The organism is Streptomyces sp. NPDC018045 (assembly GCF_044327445.1).
Taxonomy (GTDB): Bacteria; Actinomycetota; Actinomycetes; order Streptomycetales; family Streptomycetaceae; genus Streptomyces.
The window spans coordinates 12,954-27,574 of the sequence record NZ_JBIRFL010000008.1 but is presented as its reverse complement, the minus strand read 5'-3'; the positions used below and the strand labels follow the sequence as shown (position 1 = coordinate 27,574).

The following is a 14,621-nucleotide window of genomic DNA, read 5'->3' as shown; positions in this document are numbered from 1 at the left end:
GGCGGGGGAGCGGCTGGGCGCCCCACTCGTACGACACGCCGCCGACCTGCCCGGGTTCCCGCCGCAACCCGTCCACAAACCGGCGCAGATCATTCCGTTTCGACGCTTCCGAGTACGTATTCTCGGTGGCATGACCTGGTCGCGAGCGCTGAAGAAGACCGCCCGCTCCGGGCTGACCATCGAGAAGGCCAAGCTCACCCCACTGATCGCGATCCGCGGCTCGGTCGGCGTCGCCATCGTCATCGGCCTGTGCCTCTACCTCGACAACCCGGCCCTCGCCGTCTCGTCGGCCTTCGGTGCCTTCGCCGCCGGCATCGCCACCTTCCAGCGGAGCTGGCGCCCGCGGCCCGTCCTGGCCCTCGCCGTCGCCGGCGGTCTCTCCGTCTCCACCTTCCTCGGCTACCTGGCCGCCGCGCACATCGTCGGCTTCCTGATCCTGCTCTCCCTGTGGACCTTCCTGGCGGGCCTGGCCTGGTCCGTCGGACCGGTCTCCGGGCTGGTCGGCACGCAGACCGTCGCGGTCATGCTCGTCACCGTCACCCTGCCGACGTCCGTCCTCGGCGCCCTGGAGCACGCGGCGATCATCGCGTTCGGCGGATTCGTGCAGGCCGCGCTCATCGTGCTCTTCCCCGTACGGCCGTGGGGCGTGCAGCGCGACGCGCTCGCCGACGCGCTGGCCGCGGAAGCCGACTACGCACGCCGGCTACGGCACGACCCGGTCGCCCCCTTCGACCCGCAGCCCCTGATGAACGCGCGCCTCGCCTCCGCCGTGACCCCGCGTCAGGCCAAGCGCCGGCCCGTCCAGCTCCACGGCCCCCGGACGCTGGCCGAGCAGGTCAGGCCGGTCCTGGCGTCGCTCGCCGACCCCGTCGTCGGCGCGCCCGTGGAAGGGCCCGAACGCGACCGGGCGCGCGAACTGCTCGGCGCGGCCGCCACCGTACTGGACGCCGTCGCGGCCGCCATCCGGCACGACAAGCCCGTACGCCTGCCGCCCGAGGCGATGGCCACCCTCGAAATGCCCCAGGACGGCGACGGACCGCGGCTGACCGGCGCCGCCCGCCGCTCCGCGCTACGGCTGATCTCGCTGCTCGCCGACGCCGTCGAGTTCACCGACGAGCCCGTCCAGGCCACCCGGCCCACCACCGAGGCGGAGCGCGGGCACCTGCTGCGCCCGAGCGTGCCGAAGCTGGTGCCGGTGGCGCTGCGCGCCGTACGCCGCGAGATCCGCTGGTCCTCACACATCTTCCGGCACGCGCTACGCGTCAGCGCGGTGGCCGCCGCCGGCTACCTCATCGGCCAGGCGCTGCCCTTCGGCCACGGGTACTGGGCGCCGCTGGCCTCGGTGATGGTGATGCGGCCCGACTTCGGGCAGACGTACTCGCGCGGCGTCGCCCGGTTCATCGGCACCCTGGTCGGGGTCGCGGTGGGCGGCGCGATCATGGGGCTCAGCCACCCGAACCTGTACGTCAGCGCGGCGCTGGCGATCGTGTGCGTCCTGGCGATGTACCTGCTGATGCGTACGGGCGTGTCGGTCACCTCGGCGTGCGTCGCCGCGTACGTCGTCTTCCTGCTCGGCATCGCGGGCGCCGGCTGGGAACAGACCGTTCAGGAACGCATCGTCCTCACCCTCGTCGGCGGGCTGCTGGCCATGCTGTCCTACGCGCTCTTCCCGGCCTGGGAGACACCGCGGCTGCGCGAACGGCTGGCCCGGTGGGCGGAGGCCAACGGCCGGTACGCCCTCGCCGTCTTCGACAGCTACGCGCGGCCCGCCGAACGCCGCCCCCGCCAGGTGCGCGAGGCCCTCCTGGACGCCCGCGCGGCCCGCGCCGCCTGGGAGGAGAGCGAATCGCGCGCCGAGAAGGAGCCGGTGCGCCACCGCGGGCTGTCGCTGAGCGCGGCAGCGGCGGCACAGTCCGCCCTGTCCACGATGGGCCGGGTGACGATGATCCTGGAAGCACACCTTCCGGACAAGGACGCGGAACCCTCACCGGGCGCCCAGACGTTCACCGAAGAGCTGCGCGCGTCCCTGCCGCGCGCGGTCGACGCCGTACGGGAGCGGCGCGACCTGGACTGGAGCGCGCTGCGCGCCGTGTGGGAGGAGTGGGCGGCGCAGTCGGAGACCCGCGGCGTGGCGCTGCGCGGCGCCGAACTGCTCCTGGACTCACTGGAGGACGTGGCCGAGGCCCTGTCACGGGGCCCCGGCGGCAAGAACCGGGCGACGCGGGGAGCCGGGGACACGGGAGGGACGCGGCGTGTGGGGGACACCGGGGGCACGCGGAGGGTTACGGACACGGGAGGGACGCGGAGAGCGGAGGGCGCCGGGGCGACGGGGAAGGGCACGGATACCGGAGGGGCGGGGAGGGGTGCGGACACCGGCGGGCCGCGGAAGGCCGCGGAATCCTGAGGGACGGGAAGGCCGCGGGTTACGGAGGGACGCGGAAGACCGTGCGGATTCCGGTGGGACGCGGCGAGCCCGGGACACGGGAGGTGGCGAGCCCGGGACACGGGAGGCGCGTGAAAACCGCCCCCCTGCCCCGCGCTGCCCACCCTCCCGCCGTCCCGTCCCCTCGCCGCCCCGTTCCTCCCGCCGTGCCGTCCTCCCGCCGTGCCCGGCGTCCGCGTCGAGCTGAACGCGTCGGCCCGGAACCATTCGGCCCCGCCTGTAGTCTTGATAATTGCCCGCAAATGGCGCCATTGGCGAGCTTGACGAGCTCGGTGGACTTCACGCTTGCCGAGCGGATCGTCGAGCCACACGTGCCGCCCGGGGCGCGATGTTCGAGGGTCCTGCGTGCGGGGCCCTGTCGTCCAGTCGAGAGAGAGCAAGCGAACCTCCCATGGCGTCCAGCACTTCGTCCGGTACGTACGACATAGGCATCGACCTGGGAACGGCCAACACCCTGGTCTACTCACGCGGCAAGGGCGTCGTTCTGAACGAGCCGTCCGTCGTCGCCGTGAACGCGGCCGGTGAGGTGATCGCCGTCGGTTCGGAGGCCAAGCGCACCATCGGCCGCACCCCGTCCGGCATCACCGCGATGCGCCCCCTCCAGGAGGGCGTGATCGCCGACTTCGACGCGGCCGAACAGATGCTGCGCGCCCTGATGAAGAAGGCGCTGCCCACCCGCCGCTTCTCCAGGCCGCGGGTCGTCATCTGCGTGCCGTCCGGCATCACCGGCGTCGAGCGGCGGGCCGTCATCGACTCCGCGCGCAGCGCCGGCGCCCGCGAGGTGCACCTGATCGAGGAGCCGATGGCGGCGGCGATCGGTGCCGGTCTGCCGGTGGCCGAGCCGGTCGGCTGCATGGTGGTGGACATCGGCGGCGGCACGACCGAGGTGGCGGTGGTCTCGATGGGCGGCATCGTCACCGCCCAGTCGGTGCGGGTCGCGGGCGACGCGCTGGACGCGGCGATCATCTCGTACGTGAAGAAGAAGCACTCGCTGGCGATCGGCGAGCGCACCGCCGAAGACATCAAGATCGCGATCGGCTCGGCGGCCTGGACCCCGGTCGACGTGGACGAGGAGGGCGAGCCCGAGCGCCGTACGTCCTACACCGTCCGCGGCCGGGACCACGTCAGCGGGCTGCCGCGTATCCAGGAGATCACCGAGGAGGAGATCCGTTCGGCGCTGGCCGAACCGGTCGACGCGATCGTACGGGCCGTGCACCGCACCCTCGACGAGTGCCCGCCCGAGCTCTCCGGGGACATCATCGAGCGCGGTATAGCGCTGACCGGCGGCGGCGCGCTGCTGCGCGGCCTCAGCCAGCGGCTGCGCCAGGAGATGGGCGTACCGGTGGTGGTCGCCGACGACCCGCTGGACTGCGTGGTCAACGGCACGGGCCGGTGCGTCGACGAGTTCGCCATGCTCCAGGGGCTGTTGGCCGGGGCCATGGAGCAACCGCGCAAGGCGGTACGGCTGTAACGCGGAGCGTGCGGGGGCGTGTGAGGCGCGCGTACGAGTGTGGGGCGGGTGGGGCACGGGGTGTGTCCGCGAGCCCGATCGCTCCCTGCCCGGCCGGTTCCCGTCCGGCCGCTGCGTGCTCGTCCGTTGCGTGCCCGCCCGCTGTGCGTGGAGTCCGGCGGCCCGCTTCCCGCGTCACCCTCGCCGGATGCGTCGACGTGCGGTAACCCCCGGAACGGGTGAAGATGATTGCGCCGGCTGCGAGGCCGGTCGCGGTGAGTCATCGTGTCACCTGGAGGAACGATCATGCCGAACCGCATGGCGCCCGTGATCGATACGGGGTCGCTTCCGCCCGGTCCGGAGGTGACGTGGCCGACGGGGCCACCGACCTTCGCGAGCACGCGCGCACCCGGGACAAAACCGGTATCCGTCCCCATACCGGAATTCATGGGCTCACCCGTATCCCTGCCCGCACCTGGATACGGAAGCTGACTTCGATGCTGAACGCAAAGATCCTCCAGCCGGCCGAATGGGTGCGGACGGGCTCGGTGCCACCGAGCCGCTGGGCCGTCGCCCACGGCCGGTCGGTCACCGAGGCCGGTGAGTGCGCCGTGGCGACCGGCGGCGAGCAGGAGGTCCCGGTCAGGGGGCCCAGACCGTACATCGCGATGGTCCTCATGGAATCGCCGGGCGAGGACGGCCGTGATCCGCTGTACGAGGAGAGCGTGATGCTCGTCTACGCGACGGACGACGCGGACGCCCGGCACCGGGCCGAGCGGCGGGCCCGCTCCCGGGAGACGAGCTACCTCAACGAGTTGGGCGAGACCGTGTCCTGGAGCTTCAAGTGTGTGGTGGACGCGAGCGCGGCACTCGACGAGGATCTGACCCAGGACGCCGACCTGTACGCCCGGCACTTCCGCGACTACGCGGCCTACGAACGCTTCGAACCGCTGCTGTCGGGCGAGGAACTGTGACCTGACGTCTCCCCTTCGGGCTCCGTGGTCGCCCCTTGGCCGCCCTTCATCCACTCCCGGTCGCCACGTGTGTCTTCTCAGAGCGTGGAGTCGGGCGCCGCCGTGTCGGACGGAGCATCGGACGAGGCGGCAGGCGCGGAACCTCGCGCCGCCTGCCGGGACATATAGCTCTCCAGGCCGTCCAGGATCCGTTCGAGACCGAACTCCAGAGCCTGCTCCCGGGAGTCACCGGCCGCCGCGGAAGCGAGGGCGGCGGCAAGTGCGGGGTAGCGGTCGGAGCGGCCGACCAGGAGTTCGTTCAGTGCCGCGCTCAGGACCTGCTCGGTGCCTTGTGGGGCGTGGCCGGGCTCCTTCGGCCGTGCACTGCCCACACCCATGGACGCCGCGACCTGGGCCAGGGCGCGGATGTGGCCGTTCACCACGACGAGCGCGTCCAGTTGTTCGGCGCCGTCGAGTGCCGTGTCCGCGAGGGCGGCGAGGGCCCTTTCCGCCCAGCCGAGTTCCTTGGGGCCCATGACGCGAGGACCCACCGTGGCCGACAGCAGCCAGGGGTGCCGGTGGAGGACCGCCGAGAGGGCCTCGGCCCATTCGCGCAGCGTGGTACGCCAGCCCGCGTCCGGCCGGAGGGCGGGCGGCTCGCCCATAGCGGTGTCGATCATGAGAGCGACCAGCTCGGCCTTGCCCGGGACGTAGCGGTACAAGGACATCTTGGTGAAGTTCAGTTCGCCCGCGACCCGCTGCATGGAGACGGCGGCCAGCCCTCCCGTGTCGGCGAGGGCGATCGCCGTGCGCGTGATCCGGTCCAGGCTCAGGGCGGGCTTGGGGCCTCGGCTGGGACGTCCGCGACCGCCCCACAGCAACTCGATGCTTCCCGCCTGGCCGGCGAAGACATCAGCCGCCACCTCGGGAAACCGTTCGCCGTTCCGCTCGCTGCCCTGCTCGTTCTTCTCGTCTCCGGCCACCTCCGCATCCTAAAACTGTGTCCGGGGTACACGAAACCGTGTCCGTGGGATACAGTTTGTCTCGTCGAAGTGACGGATCAGCGTGGGGAGCGTGTGATGACGTACGGAACGACGCGGGCGGCGGCCGGTGGACCGACCGTCCTGATCTCGGGGGCGAGCGTCGCCGGGCCGGCTGTGGCGTACTGGCTGCGGCGTTTCGGCTACCGCCCGACCGTGGTGGAGGTGGCTCCGGAGCTGCGCGATGGTGGCTTCGCGGTGGACTTCCGGGGCAGTGCGAGCCTGGCGGTGCTGGAGCGGACGGGGGTGCTGGAAGAGATCCGGCGGCATCGCACGAGCGGCAGCCCGATGAGCTTCATCGACGAGCAGGGGCACGAAGTGGCGTCCCTGCCGCCGGAATTCGCCGGCGGAGAAGTGGAGATCCTCCGCTCGGACCTGTCCCGCATCCTCTACGAGCACAGCCTGCACGGACCTGCGGCCTGCGCGGACGGGGCGGAGGCGCCACCCACCGAGTACGTCTTCGGCGACTCCATAACGTCTCTGGTCGAGACGGCGGACGGGGTGCGTGTCACCTTCGAGCGCGGAGCCCCGCGCACCTTCAGCCTCGTGATCGGCGCGGACGGCCTGCATTCCACCGTGCGGCGGCTGGCCTTCGGGCCCGAGGACGAGTTCGTCAGCCACCTCGGCTACTACATAGCGGGCTGGGACCTGCCGGCCTCCGACACGGACCTCGCCACCCGGCCCGTGGGCTACAACGAACCCGGCCGCCTGGTGAGCGTAGGCCGTACGGCCCGGCGCGCGGGCGACCCGGAGTGCGCGGGCGAGGTCTTCGTCGTCTTCGCCTCGGATCAGCTCATCCACGACCGACGCGACACGGAAGGACAGAAGAAGCTGATAACGCAGGCGTACGAGAGGTGCGGCTGGCGGGCGCCGGAGGTGATACCCACGGTGTGGGGCGCTGACGGCCTCTACTTCGACTCGATCAGTCGGGTGGACGTGCCGCGCTGGTCGACCGGCCGCACGGCCCTGCTCGGCGACGCGGCATACGGAGCCACCGTCGGCGGCATGGGGACCGGGGCGGCCGTTGTGGGGGCGTACGTCCTTGTGGGCGAGCTGGCGGCCGCCGACGGTGACCACGTCACGGCGTTCACGCGCTACGAGAAGCGGATGCGGCCCTTCGTCACGCGATGCCAGGAAGGCGGCCGTCGGGCCGGCGAATTCCTGGCCCCGCCGACCCGTGAAGCAATCAACGCCCGCAACGCCCTCTTGAATGACCCACAGGCTCTGGCCGCGATGCTGCGTGAGGGCGAAGAGATGTCGGCGGCCATCGAACTGGACGCGTGAGGGAACGGCAAGATCGCCAGGCGGGGGAGGGGTGGGGGCGGGGGGGGGGAGGCGCAGAAGCCCTGGCCCGTCGGGTGCGCCCACCCTGGCGCCCCGGGTTATCGGGTGCGCTCGCCCTGCCGCCCGGGTCATCGGGTGCGCTCGCCCTGGCGCCCCGGTCATCGGGTGCGCCCGCCCTGCCGCCTCGGGCCGGCGGGCGCGCCCGCCCTGCCACCCCGGCCCGTATCGTCTCCCCCCGCCCGCGCGTATCCGCATCAGGCGGCAGGTGCGTTCGGCGCCGTCGAGGTTCTGACCTCCGTTGCCTGCGTCGGCGTGTTCAACTCAACAGAGGGCGCCCCTGTCCGCGATCCGGTGCTGTGTGGCTCGGCCCGCGCCGTTCAAGGTGTCGTCGCTCGTCTCGAAATCAACGCGTCGTCACTCGTCACGGGCCGTGGTCGGCGTCGTGAACTCGTAATGAACGATGAGCTTGTCGTGGCCGCGACAGGGGGTCCGGCGTACCGTCTTCGGTGGCAGCGGCCTGGGCCGGGATCGCTGGTCGTTCGGCTTGCGGTTGCCGGGCCATTGCCAACGGGTTTCCGGTGCACGTCTCGCCTGCCTCGGCCCGGCGGAGCGGTTGGATCCGCCGCTGTGGGGCGGGGAGTGACCTGGCGTCAGTCCTTGATCAAAGGCGGTTATGCTACTACCGGCCCAGTGTATGAAGGCAGTTACCGCAGGTATCTCTGCGGCGGCGCCGAACGGGGAGCTGGGACCCGCTAGACGTCCTGTGATCTGTCGATGTTTTGAGGGTTTTAGGGTGCAGATGGTTCGAGAAGGATCGTCGCCCGAGGGGCCGCGTCCTGCCTCGGTTCTCGCGTGGATACTGCCCGCCGCGGCGACCGCCGTGGCCACGGTCGTCGCCGCGGTGATGGTCTCCCCGCAGGCGAGTACGCCGGTGGTGTGGATCGGCGCGGTCGCCACCGCGGCGGTGGCGCTGGCCACCGCCGAGGTCACCCGTCGCGGCCGCGCGCTCGCCGCGCTCCGTGAGCAGGCCGCGGCACAGCAGGCCGCGCTGGACCGGCAGGAGGCCGAGACCATCCGGCTGGCCGAGGAGCTGCTCCCCGAGGTGGTGGCCCGGCTCGGACGCGGCGAGTTCCCCGAGGACGTGCACGCGGCGATCATCGAGCAGGTGACGCGGCAGGGGCGGGAATCCGGGCTGACGCCGGAGTTCACCGCGGCGCACCAGGCGGTGCTGCGCTCCGTCCTCGACGCCGTCGTCGCCGAAGAGGACCTGCGCGAGTCCGCGCAGCGCGCGTTCGTGAACATCGCCCGCCGTGTGCAGGCGATCGTCCACCAACAGGCGCAGGAACTCCGGGACATGGAGGACCGGCACGGCCAGTCCCCCGAGGTCTTCGGCGATCTGCTGCGTTTGGACCACGGTACGGCGCTGATCGGCCGTCTCGCCGACTCCATCGCCGTTCTCGGCGGCGCCCGCCCGGGCCGCCAGTGGAGCCGCGCGGTGCCGCTGTTCAGCGTGTTGCGTGGCGCGATGTCGCGGATCATCGACTACCAGCGCGTCGAACTGCACTCCGTATCGGAGGTCGCGGTCGTCGGCACCGCCGTCGAGCCGCTGATCCACGCGCTCGCCGAGCTGCTCGACAACGCCACCCGCTACTCCCCGCCGCAGACCCGGGTGCACCTGACCGCCGTGGAGGTGCAGTCCGGTATCGCCGTGGAGATCGAGGACGGCGGTGTCAGCATGAGCGAGGAGGCCCGCAAGCGGGCCGAGCGGATGCTCCAGCAGGCGCAGCAGGGCATCGACGTCAACGACCTGGGGGAGACCCCGCGGCTGGGGCTGGCCGTGGTGGGTCGGCTGGCTCAGGCGTACAACTTCCAGGTGTCACTGCGGCCTTCCGCGTACGGCGGTGTCCGCGCGGTGCTGATCGTTCCGCAGGACCTGATCACCACCGCCGCCGCAACCGGCCGTGCGCACGGCATCGGCGCGTCCTCGGGCCCGCGTACGGCCCGTACGGAGCGCCGTGGGGTGAACGGGACCCCGCAGGCCGCCGGCCCCCGGCACGCCGCGACGCCCCCGGCGGCCGTTCGGCCTGCCCCCGCTTCGGCCCCGGCTCCGGCCGCACCGTCCATTCCCCCGGCCCCGGCCGTGCCCCCGCAGCGCCGGGGCGACCTCCGGGAGGAGACCCAGGACGACCTCCCCCTCGTGACCGAGCGGACCGCCAACGGGCTGCCGCAGCGGCGCCGCAAGTCCCGCGTGACCGCGCCTGTGCCTCCGGCGGCTCCCGGCGCCCATGCGGCGCCCGCCGCCGCTCCCGCCGCCGGGGCGGAGGACGCCGCGCCCGTACAGCCCGGCATGTGGCTCGCCGCGTTCCAGAGCGGTCTGTCCGGTGAGAGCCCGTCGGGCCAGCCGGCCCCGCCCGAGCGGAATCCGTCGGCCCAGGCCCAGGTTCAGAAGCAGGCCGATGCTCAGGCCCAGACGCAGACTCAAGCCCAGGACCAGTACCAAGCCCAGGACCAGGCCCAGGCGCAGGCCCAGAGTCAGCCGGAGCACGGCCGGTACGGTCAGCCGGGCGGCCAGTGGGGCGGCGGCGTCGCGCGGCCCGGGTCGATGAACGGCCGGGCCGGGCAGCCGGACGCCGGGGCCGGAACGGGGACTTCAGCCAGTGCCGCAAGTGCAGCCAGTGAGAAGAGTGACGAGTCGTCGGAAAAGAGTGAGTAGCCATGATTCAGCACCGGCCCAACATGGACTGGATGCTCAAGGATCTCGCGGAGAGTGTTCCGCAGACCCGTCACGTGGTCGTGCTGTCCTCGGACGGCCTGCGCATGGCCCAGTACGGTACGGAAACCGATACCGCCGACCGACTGGCGGCGGCCTGTGCCGGACTGCAGAGTCTGGCGGGCGCGGTGTCCGCGGAGTTCCCGCACAGCGACGGCCGGATGCGCATGGTCGTGATCGAACTGGACGGTGGCTTCTTCTACTTGATGGCGGCGGGGGCCGGCGCCTACCTGGCGGTCCTGGCCGATGAGGGGGTGGACGCCGGGCTGATAGGGCAGCGGATGCGGGACCTGGTGGCCCGTATCGGCGAGCATCTCAGCAGCCCACCGCGCCACGACGGCCAGGACGCATGAGCGGGCGCGGCGAGCGGATCGGCAGGCGGCGTGGACCGCGCGCGGTTACGGCGGGGCGAAGCGGGGACACGGCATGAGCGAAGCGGACCAGGACTGGGAGGACCAGAGCCCCGAGCGGCTCTATGTGATCACCGGTGGGCGCAGCGGCGCCTCCGGCCACACCGCCTCTCTCGACCTGGTCACGCTGATCGTGTCGAAGGCCGGACCGAAGCCGGGGATGCAGCCGGAGCAGGCGTCGATCATGCGGCTGTGCCATTCCCCGCTGTCCGTGGCGGAACTGTCCGCCTACCTGCACTTGCCGGTCAGCGTGGTCACCGTCCTGCTCGGTGACCTGCTGGCCGACGGGCGGGTGGTGGCACGCGCGCCCGTGCCGCCCGCCCAACTTCCCGACCGTGCCCTTATTGAGGCGGTGATCCATGGACTTCAAAAGCTCTGAAACGCTCGTCGAGCGCCCCGCCCAGGGGCCGCGGAGCGAGGACGAACTGCCCGAGACGGCCGCCGCCGCGGTCAAGGTCGTGATCGTGGGCGGTTTCGGCGTCGGCAAGACGACCCTGGTGGGATCGGTGAGCGAGATCCGCCCGCTGACGACCGAGGAGACGATGACACAGGCCGGTGTCGGCGTGGACGACATCGTCGGGGTCGAGCGCAAGACCTCGACGACCGTGGCGATGGATTTCGGCCGCATCAGCCTCAACGACGAACTGGTGCTGTACCTGTTCGGTACGCCTGGGCAGCAGCGTTTCTGGTTTCTGTGGAACGGGCTGTTCGACGGCGCGCTGGGCGCGGTGGTCCTCATCGACACCCGTCGCCTGGAGGTCAGCTTCGACGTCATCGGGCGCCTGGAGGAGCGTGGTGTCCCCTTCGTGGTCGCCATCAACTCCTTCCCGGACGCCCCCGTCCACCCCGTCGAGGAGATCCGGGGCGCCCTCGACCTGGCCCCCGAGGTGCCGATCATCGACTGCGACGCACGGCTGCGTACCTCCAGCCGTGATGTGCTGATGACGTTGATGCGTTATCTGCACTCGCTTGCGGCGGGTTGATCGCCCGGAGCCCGTTGCGGGTGCCGAGCACCGAGGTTCAGCCGCTGTCCGGTGACCGCCGTCCGCCTCCGCCCACCGCCCGGTGACCGCCGTGACACCGGCGATCGTCGGGCGGTGCCGCGGCGCTCACGGCCCACAGGCCGAACCCGGCCGAATCCCTCCCCGCGCTTCAGTGGCGGCGCGACCTCACGCATAATCCAATTCTCCACCGGTAACTCCCTCACCGAGAGGTCACGCGCATGACGAACCCCTTCGAAGACCCGGAGGCGCAGTACCACGTCCTGACGAACGACGAGAACCAGCACTCGCTGTGGCCGTCGTTCGCGGAGATCCCGGCCGGCTGGCAGAGCGTCTTCGGCCCGGAGGGCCGGCAGGCGTGCCTGGACTACGTCGAGGAGCACTGGACCGACATGCGGCCCCGCAGCCTGGCCGAGGCCATGGCCGACTGAGCCCCCCGCCCGCACGAAAGCACCCGTTCCGGTCCCGGGACGGGTGCTCTTCGCTCCAGACATTCCTGGCATTTCGGCGCCCGGAGCTTTCCAGGTGTTTCCAGATGTTTTCTGGTACTCCTGGCGTTCCTGGTGTTTTGGGCCGTGCGGCATTTCGGTGTTCCACGCGTTCCGGGTGTTAATGGCGTGCCGGGCCGTGCGGCGTTTCGCGTGGTGCGGAGCTTCGGGCCGTACGGTGCTTCAGGCCATACGGCACCCCAGGTCGCAGAGCGTGTGAGGCGCAGCCGCTCGCTACGCCACCGTCACGCCGCGCTCACACCGCCGTCAGCCGCAGCGCGAACGCCGCGAACCCCACCGCCAGCACCCCCGCGCACACCCGCTGCCCCCGGGTCGCCCCCGTCCACGGCATCTCCAGCCGTCGCGCCACCCGGGCCATGAGGACGAGCGTGACGGCGAACAGCGGCAGCCACGGCAGCCGGGTCGCCATCCAGGCCGCGAAGTCCGGCGCGGTGGTCAGCCCCTCCACCGTCGTACCGACGCAGGCGGCCGGTACGGCAAGGGCCAGCATGGCGGTCTGATGCCAGCACAGGATCGTCATCGCGGACCGGTTGACGGCCGTGACCGGTGCCCACAGCGCGGGCCGCCGCAGCAGGGCCGCGATCCGGTCACGCAGCAGGATCGCCGCGCCCGACTGCGCCGCGGCGAGGGCGATCACCAGCAGCGACGGCGGGTGGGAGTTCGCCCGGTCCTGGCCGGGGACGCCGACCATGCTCGCCGGGTAGTGGAAGACGAGGAGCAGCAGCGCGAAGAGCGCGGCGCCACCGGCGAGCAGCAGCCAGGCGCCGCGCCTGCCGAGCCGCTTCTCACCCCAGCAGACGCCCAGTTGGTAGCCGAAGAGCCAGCCCGGGACCAGGCTGATCAGCGTGACCTCGTACGGGATCGAGTCGCCGTACGGGCCGTAGCGCAGGACGTCCACGACCGCGATGACCGCTGCCAACGGGGCGGCCGCCCAGCCCCCGAGCCGCCTGGAGGCCGCCACGCAGTACGGCGTCAGCGCCGTCACCACCGCGTACACGCCCACGAACCAGAGGGGCTGGACGACCAGTGTCGCGGCCGTGTGCAGCGTCGTGACGGGCACTCCGGCCGCGTACAGGACGGCGGCGAGCACGGCCCAGACGGCGGTGACGCCGACGGCGGGCCGTAACAGCCGGGCCAGCCGCCCGCGCAGCCAGTCGCCCCGCGACATGCCTCGTCCGGTGGCGCGCCGGAAGGACAGCACGGAGGCGTAGCCGCCGACGAGGAAGAAGATGCCCAGCATCTGGAGCACCCAGGTGATCGGTGCGAGGGGCGCGAACGCGGACAGCGGGCTGGCGTTGTGCAGCGCACCGTCGGCGTCGCGGACGAGACCGCCGACGAGCCAGTGGCCGGTCGGCACGGCCAGCAGGGCCAGCGCCCGCAGCCCGTCGACGGCCCGGTCGCGCTGGACCGCCGGGCGGCCACCGGCTGCACCGGGCGTGCAGGCTGCACCGGCTGCACCACGTATGCCAGGTATGCCAGGTATGCCGGGCAGCGGTCTATGGGGACGGGACCGTTCGTCCAGGCTCATGCTCCGGCACCCGCTCCTTCTGTGGGACGCGGCATGGCAGCTTTCCTCTCCTCGCGTCCGGCCGGTCCGTGGGCGTGCCACAGGCCGGCCGGGAGTCCGTCATGAAGGTGATCGCCGATCGCCTTTCATGCTGGTGCGAGAAGCCGGCGGAAACAGTCGGGCCAGGACCCGGATCAGGGTGGGGTAAACCGCACCGCTCCCTGGGGGGTTGGCGCCCCTGGCCACCCCCTCTCTGCGGCGCGATTGTTCGTATCATCGGCCCATGACCGCCAAGACTCCGGAACCCGCCTCCTGGGGCGAACTGCGCGCCTCCCACGCCGACCGGGACGCCGTGGTGGAACGGCTGCGGGAGGCGGCGGCCGAGGGCCGTATCGATCTCGCGGAGCTGGACGACCGGCTGGAACAGGCGCTGACCGCCAAGACCTTCGCCGACCTGGCGCCGCTCACCGCCGACCTGCCACGGGCCGTCTCCGTGGTGGACCCGGGTGAGCCGCTGGTCCTCAAGGGTGGCTTCCACGGCGCGTCCCGTACCGGACGGTGGGAGGTGCCCGCGCACATCACCGCGCACGGCGGCATGGGCGGTGTCCGGCTCGACTTCACCCGGTCCGAGTGCCGACTGCCCGAGGTCGCGGTGGAGGTGTACGGAGAAATGGCGGGCGTCACGGTCGTCCTCCCGGAGGAGTGGGCCGCGGACTCCACCGGTGTCGCGACCGGCCTCGGCTTTCTCAAGGACAAGACCACCGCCGAGCGGCGTCCGGGTACCCCGCTCATCCGGCTCACCGGGTCCACCGGTATGGCCGCCGTGGTCGTCCGCCACCCCAACGCCCGTGAACGCCGCCTCCTGAAGCGCGAGCGGGCGAAGTAGCCCGACGGCGCGAGCGGGAACCGACGGGAACTCTCAGGGGCCGCTCAGCCGTTTTCCTGGTGCGCCGGTCGACATCACCCCACCGGCTCCAACGGACCGGGCTCCGCGCCCCGGCGCCGTACGGCACGTGGGCCGCGGCCGGGCCGTACGTCACTCGACGCCGCGCGGCATCGACTCCGGCGCGTCGGTCGGCGCCTCTGCGCCCCACGGAAGGGCTTCGACGGCGCGAAGGGCGCGGCGCCCCCGGCAGGACTCGAACCTGCGGCCAAGTGCTTAGAAGGCACCTGCTCTATCCACTGAGCTACGGGGGCCAGGTGGTGGGCGTGGATCACGGGCCGCCGACAAGGATAGGGCTCCGTGTGCCTCGT

General features: G+C 72.0%; 11 protein-coding genes, 1 tRNA gene and 1 pseudogene. 10 read left to right on the top strand and 3 right to left on the bottom strand.

Features of this window, described 5'->3' with window-relative positions; genetic code table 11:
• Window positions 1-130: 130 nt before the first annotated feature.
• The 3 genes from ACH4EB_RS20105 (at window position 131) to ACH4EB_RS20095 (ending at window position 4,867) form a co-directional block, all read left to right on the top strand.
• A complete protein-coding gene (locus tag ACH4EB_RS20105; protein ID WP_398348890.1) occupies window positions 131-2,404 on the top strand; it encodes an FUSC family protein in 2,274 nt (757 codons plus the stop codon).
• Between the two features lie 430 nt (window positions 2,405-2,834).
• On the top strand, window positions 2,835-3,914 hold the full coding sequence (locus tag ACH4EB_RS20100) for a rod shape-determining protein (RefSeq protein ID WP_398348889.1): 1,080 nt from the start codon (window positions 2,835-2,837) through the stop codon (window positions 3,912-3,914).
• Between the two features lie 476 nt (window positions 3,915-4,390).
• Window positions 4,391-4,867: a DUF4288 domain-containing protein gene (locus ACH4EB_RS20095; protein ID WP_398348888.1), complete on the top strand. Its 477-nt coding sequence runs from the start codon at window positions 4,391-4,393 to the stop codon at window positions 4,865-4,867.
• A gap of 77 nt (window positions 4,868-4,944) precedes the next feature.
• On the opposite strand, the gene ACH4EB_RS20090 is transcribed toward ACH4EB_RS20095, so the two are convergent.
• Window positions 4,945-5,769 carry a TetR/AcrR family transcriptional regulator gene (locus ACH4EB_RS20090; RefSeq protein WP_398349127.1) on the bottom strand — a complete coding sequence of 275 codons (825 nt, stop codon included), beginning with the start codon at window positions 5,767-5,769 and terminating at the stop codon, window positions 4,945-4,947.
• Between the two features lie 156 nt (window positions 5,770-5,925).
• On the opposite strand from ACH4EB_RS20090, the gene ACH4EB_RS20085 reads away from it, so the two are divergent.
• The 6 genes and pseudogenes from ACH4EB_RS20085 to ACH4EB_RS20060 all read left to right on the top strand — a co-directional run bounded on the left by ACH4EB_RS20085 (window position 5,926) and on the right by ACH4EB_RS20060 (window position 11,782).
• Entirely contained in the window at window positions 5,926-7,170 is a 1,245-nt protein-coding gene (locus tag ACH4EB_RS20085; protein ID WP_398348887.1) for an FAD-dependent monooxygenase, read from the top strand.
• A gap of 799 nt (window positions 7,171-7,969) precedes the next feature.
• Window positions 7,970-9,562: pseudogene (locus tag ACH4EB_RS20080) on the top strand (sensor histidine kinase); the annotation flags it as partial.
• Window positions 9,563-9,885: 323 nt separating this feature from the next.
• Window positions 9,886-10,293, top strand: coding sequence for a roadblock/LC7 domain-containing protein (locus ACH4EB_RS20075; RefSeq protein ID WP_030018953.1), 408 nt, complete (start codon window positions 9,886-9,888; stop codon window positions 10,291-10,293).
• Between the two features lie 73 nt (window positions 10,294-10,366).
• Complete coding sequence (locus tag ACH4EB_RS20070; protein ID WP_398348886.1) at window positions 10,367-10,729, top strand: DUF742 domain-containing protein; 363 nt, start codon at window positions 10,367-10,369, stop codon at window positions 10,727-10,729.
• A complete protein-coding gene (locus tag ACH4EB_RS20065; RefSeq protein WP_398348885.1) occupies window positions 10,710-11,333 on the top strand; it encodes a GTP-binding protein in 624 nt (207 codons plus the stop codon). The genes ACH4EB_RS20070 and ACH4EB_RS20065 overlap by 20 nt, the downstream gene beginning before the upstream one ends.
• Window positions 11,334-11,572: 239 nt before the next feature.
• Window positions 11,573-11,782, top strand: a complete 210-nt coding sequence (locus ACH4EB_RS20060) for an MbtH family protein (protein WP_030018958.1) — start codon at window positions 11,573-11,575, stop codon at window positions 11,780-11,782.
• Window positions 11,783-12,095: 313 nt separating this feature from the next.
• On the opposite strand, the gene ACH4EB_RS20055 is transcribed toward ACH4EB_RS20060, so the two are convergent.
• Complete coding sequence (locus ACH4EB_RS20055; RefSeq protein ID WP_398348884.1) at window positions 12,096-13,388, bottom strand: acyltransferase family protein; 1,293 nt, start codon at window positions 13,386-13,388, stop codon at window positions 12,096-12,098.
• Between the two features lie 262 nt (window positions 13,389-13,650).
• Here ACH4EB_RS20055 and ACH4EB_RS20050 point away from each other — a divergent pair, with 262 nt between their 5' ends.
• Window positions 13,651-14,253, top strand: a complete 603-nt coding sequence (locus ACH4EB_RS20050; RefSeq protein WP_398348883.1) for a DUF1707 domain-containing protein — start codon at window positions 13,651-13,653, stop codon at window positions 14,251-14,253.
• A 238-nt stretch (window positions 14,254-14,491) separates the two neighbouring features.
• Here ACH4EB_RS20050 and ACH4EB_RS20045 read toward each other — a convergent pair.
• Window positions 14,492-14,564: transfer RNA gene (locus ACH4EB_RS20045), tRNA-Arg, on the bottom strand.
• Window positions 14,565-14,621: the final 57 nt, after the last annotated feature.

Bases quoted from the DNA above. Each gene is read 5' to 3' on its own strand.
- ACH4EB_RS20100 (WP_398348889.1), top strand. From the start codon at position 2,835: ATGGCGTCCAGCACTTCGTCCGGTACGTACGACATAGGCATCGACCTG.
- ACH4EB_RS20065 (WP_398348885.1), top strand. From the start codon at position 10,710: ATGGACTTCAAAAGCTCTGAAACGCTCGTCGAGCGCCCCGCCCAGGGG.
- ACH4EB_RS20075 (WP_030018953.1), top strand. From the start codon at position 9,886: ATGATTCAGCACCGGCCCAACATGGACTGGATGCTCAAGGATCTCGCG.
- ACH4EB_RS20055 (WP_398348884.1), bottom strand. From the start codon at position 13,388: ATGAGCCTGGACGAACGGTCCCGTCCCCATAGACCGCTGCCCGGCATA.
- ACH4EB_RS20050 (WP_398348883.1), top strand. From the start codon at position 13,651: ATGACCGCCAAGACTCCGGAACCCGCCTCCTGGGGCGAACTGCGCGCC.
- ACH4EB_RS20105 (WP_398348890.1), top strand. From the start codon at position 131: ATGACCTGGTCGCGAGCGCTGAAGAAGACCGCCCGCTCCGGGCTGACC.
- ACH4EB_RS20070 (WP_398348886.1), top strand. From the start codon at position 10,367: ATGAGCGAAGCGGACCAGGACTGGGAGGACCAGAGCCCCGAGCGGCTC.
- ACH4EB_RS20085 (WP_398348887.1), top strand. From the start codon at position 5,926: ATGACGTACGGAACGACGCGGGCGGCGGCCGGTGGACCGACCGTCCTG.
- ACH4EB_RS20095 (WP_398348888.1), top strand. From the start codon at position 4,391: ATGCTGAACGCAAAGATCCTCCAGCCGGCCGAATGGGTGCGGACGGGC.
- ACH4EB_RS20060 (WP_030018958.1), top strand. From the start codon at position 11,573: ATGACGAACCCCTTCGAAGACCCGGAGGCGCAGTACCACGTCCTGACG.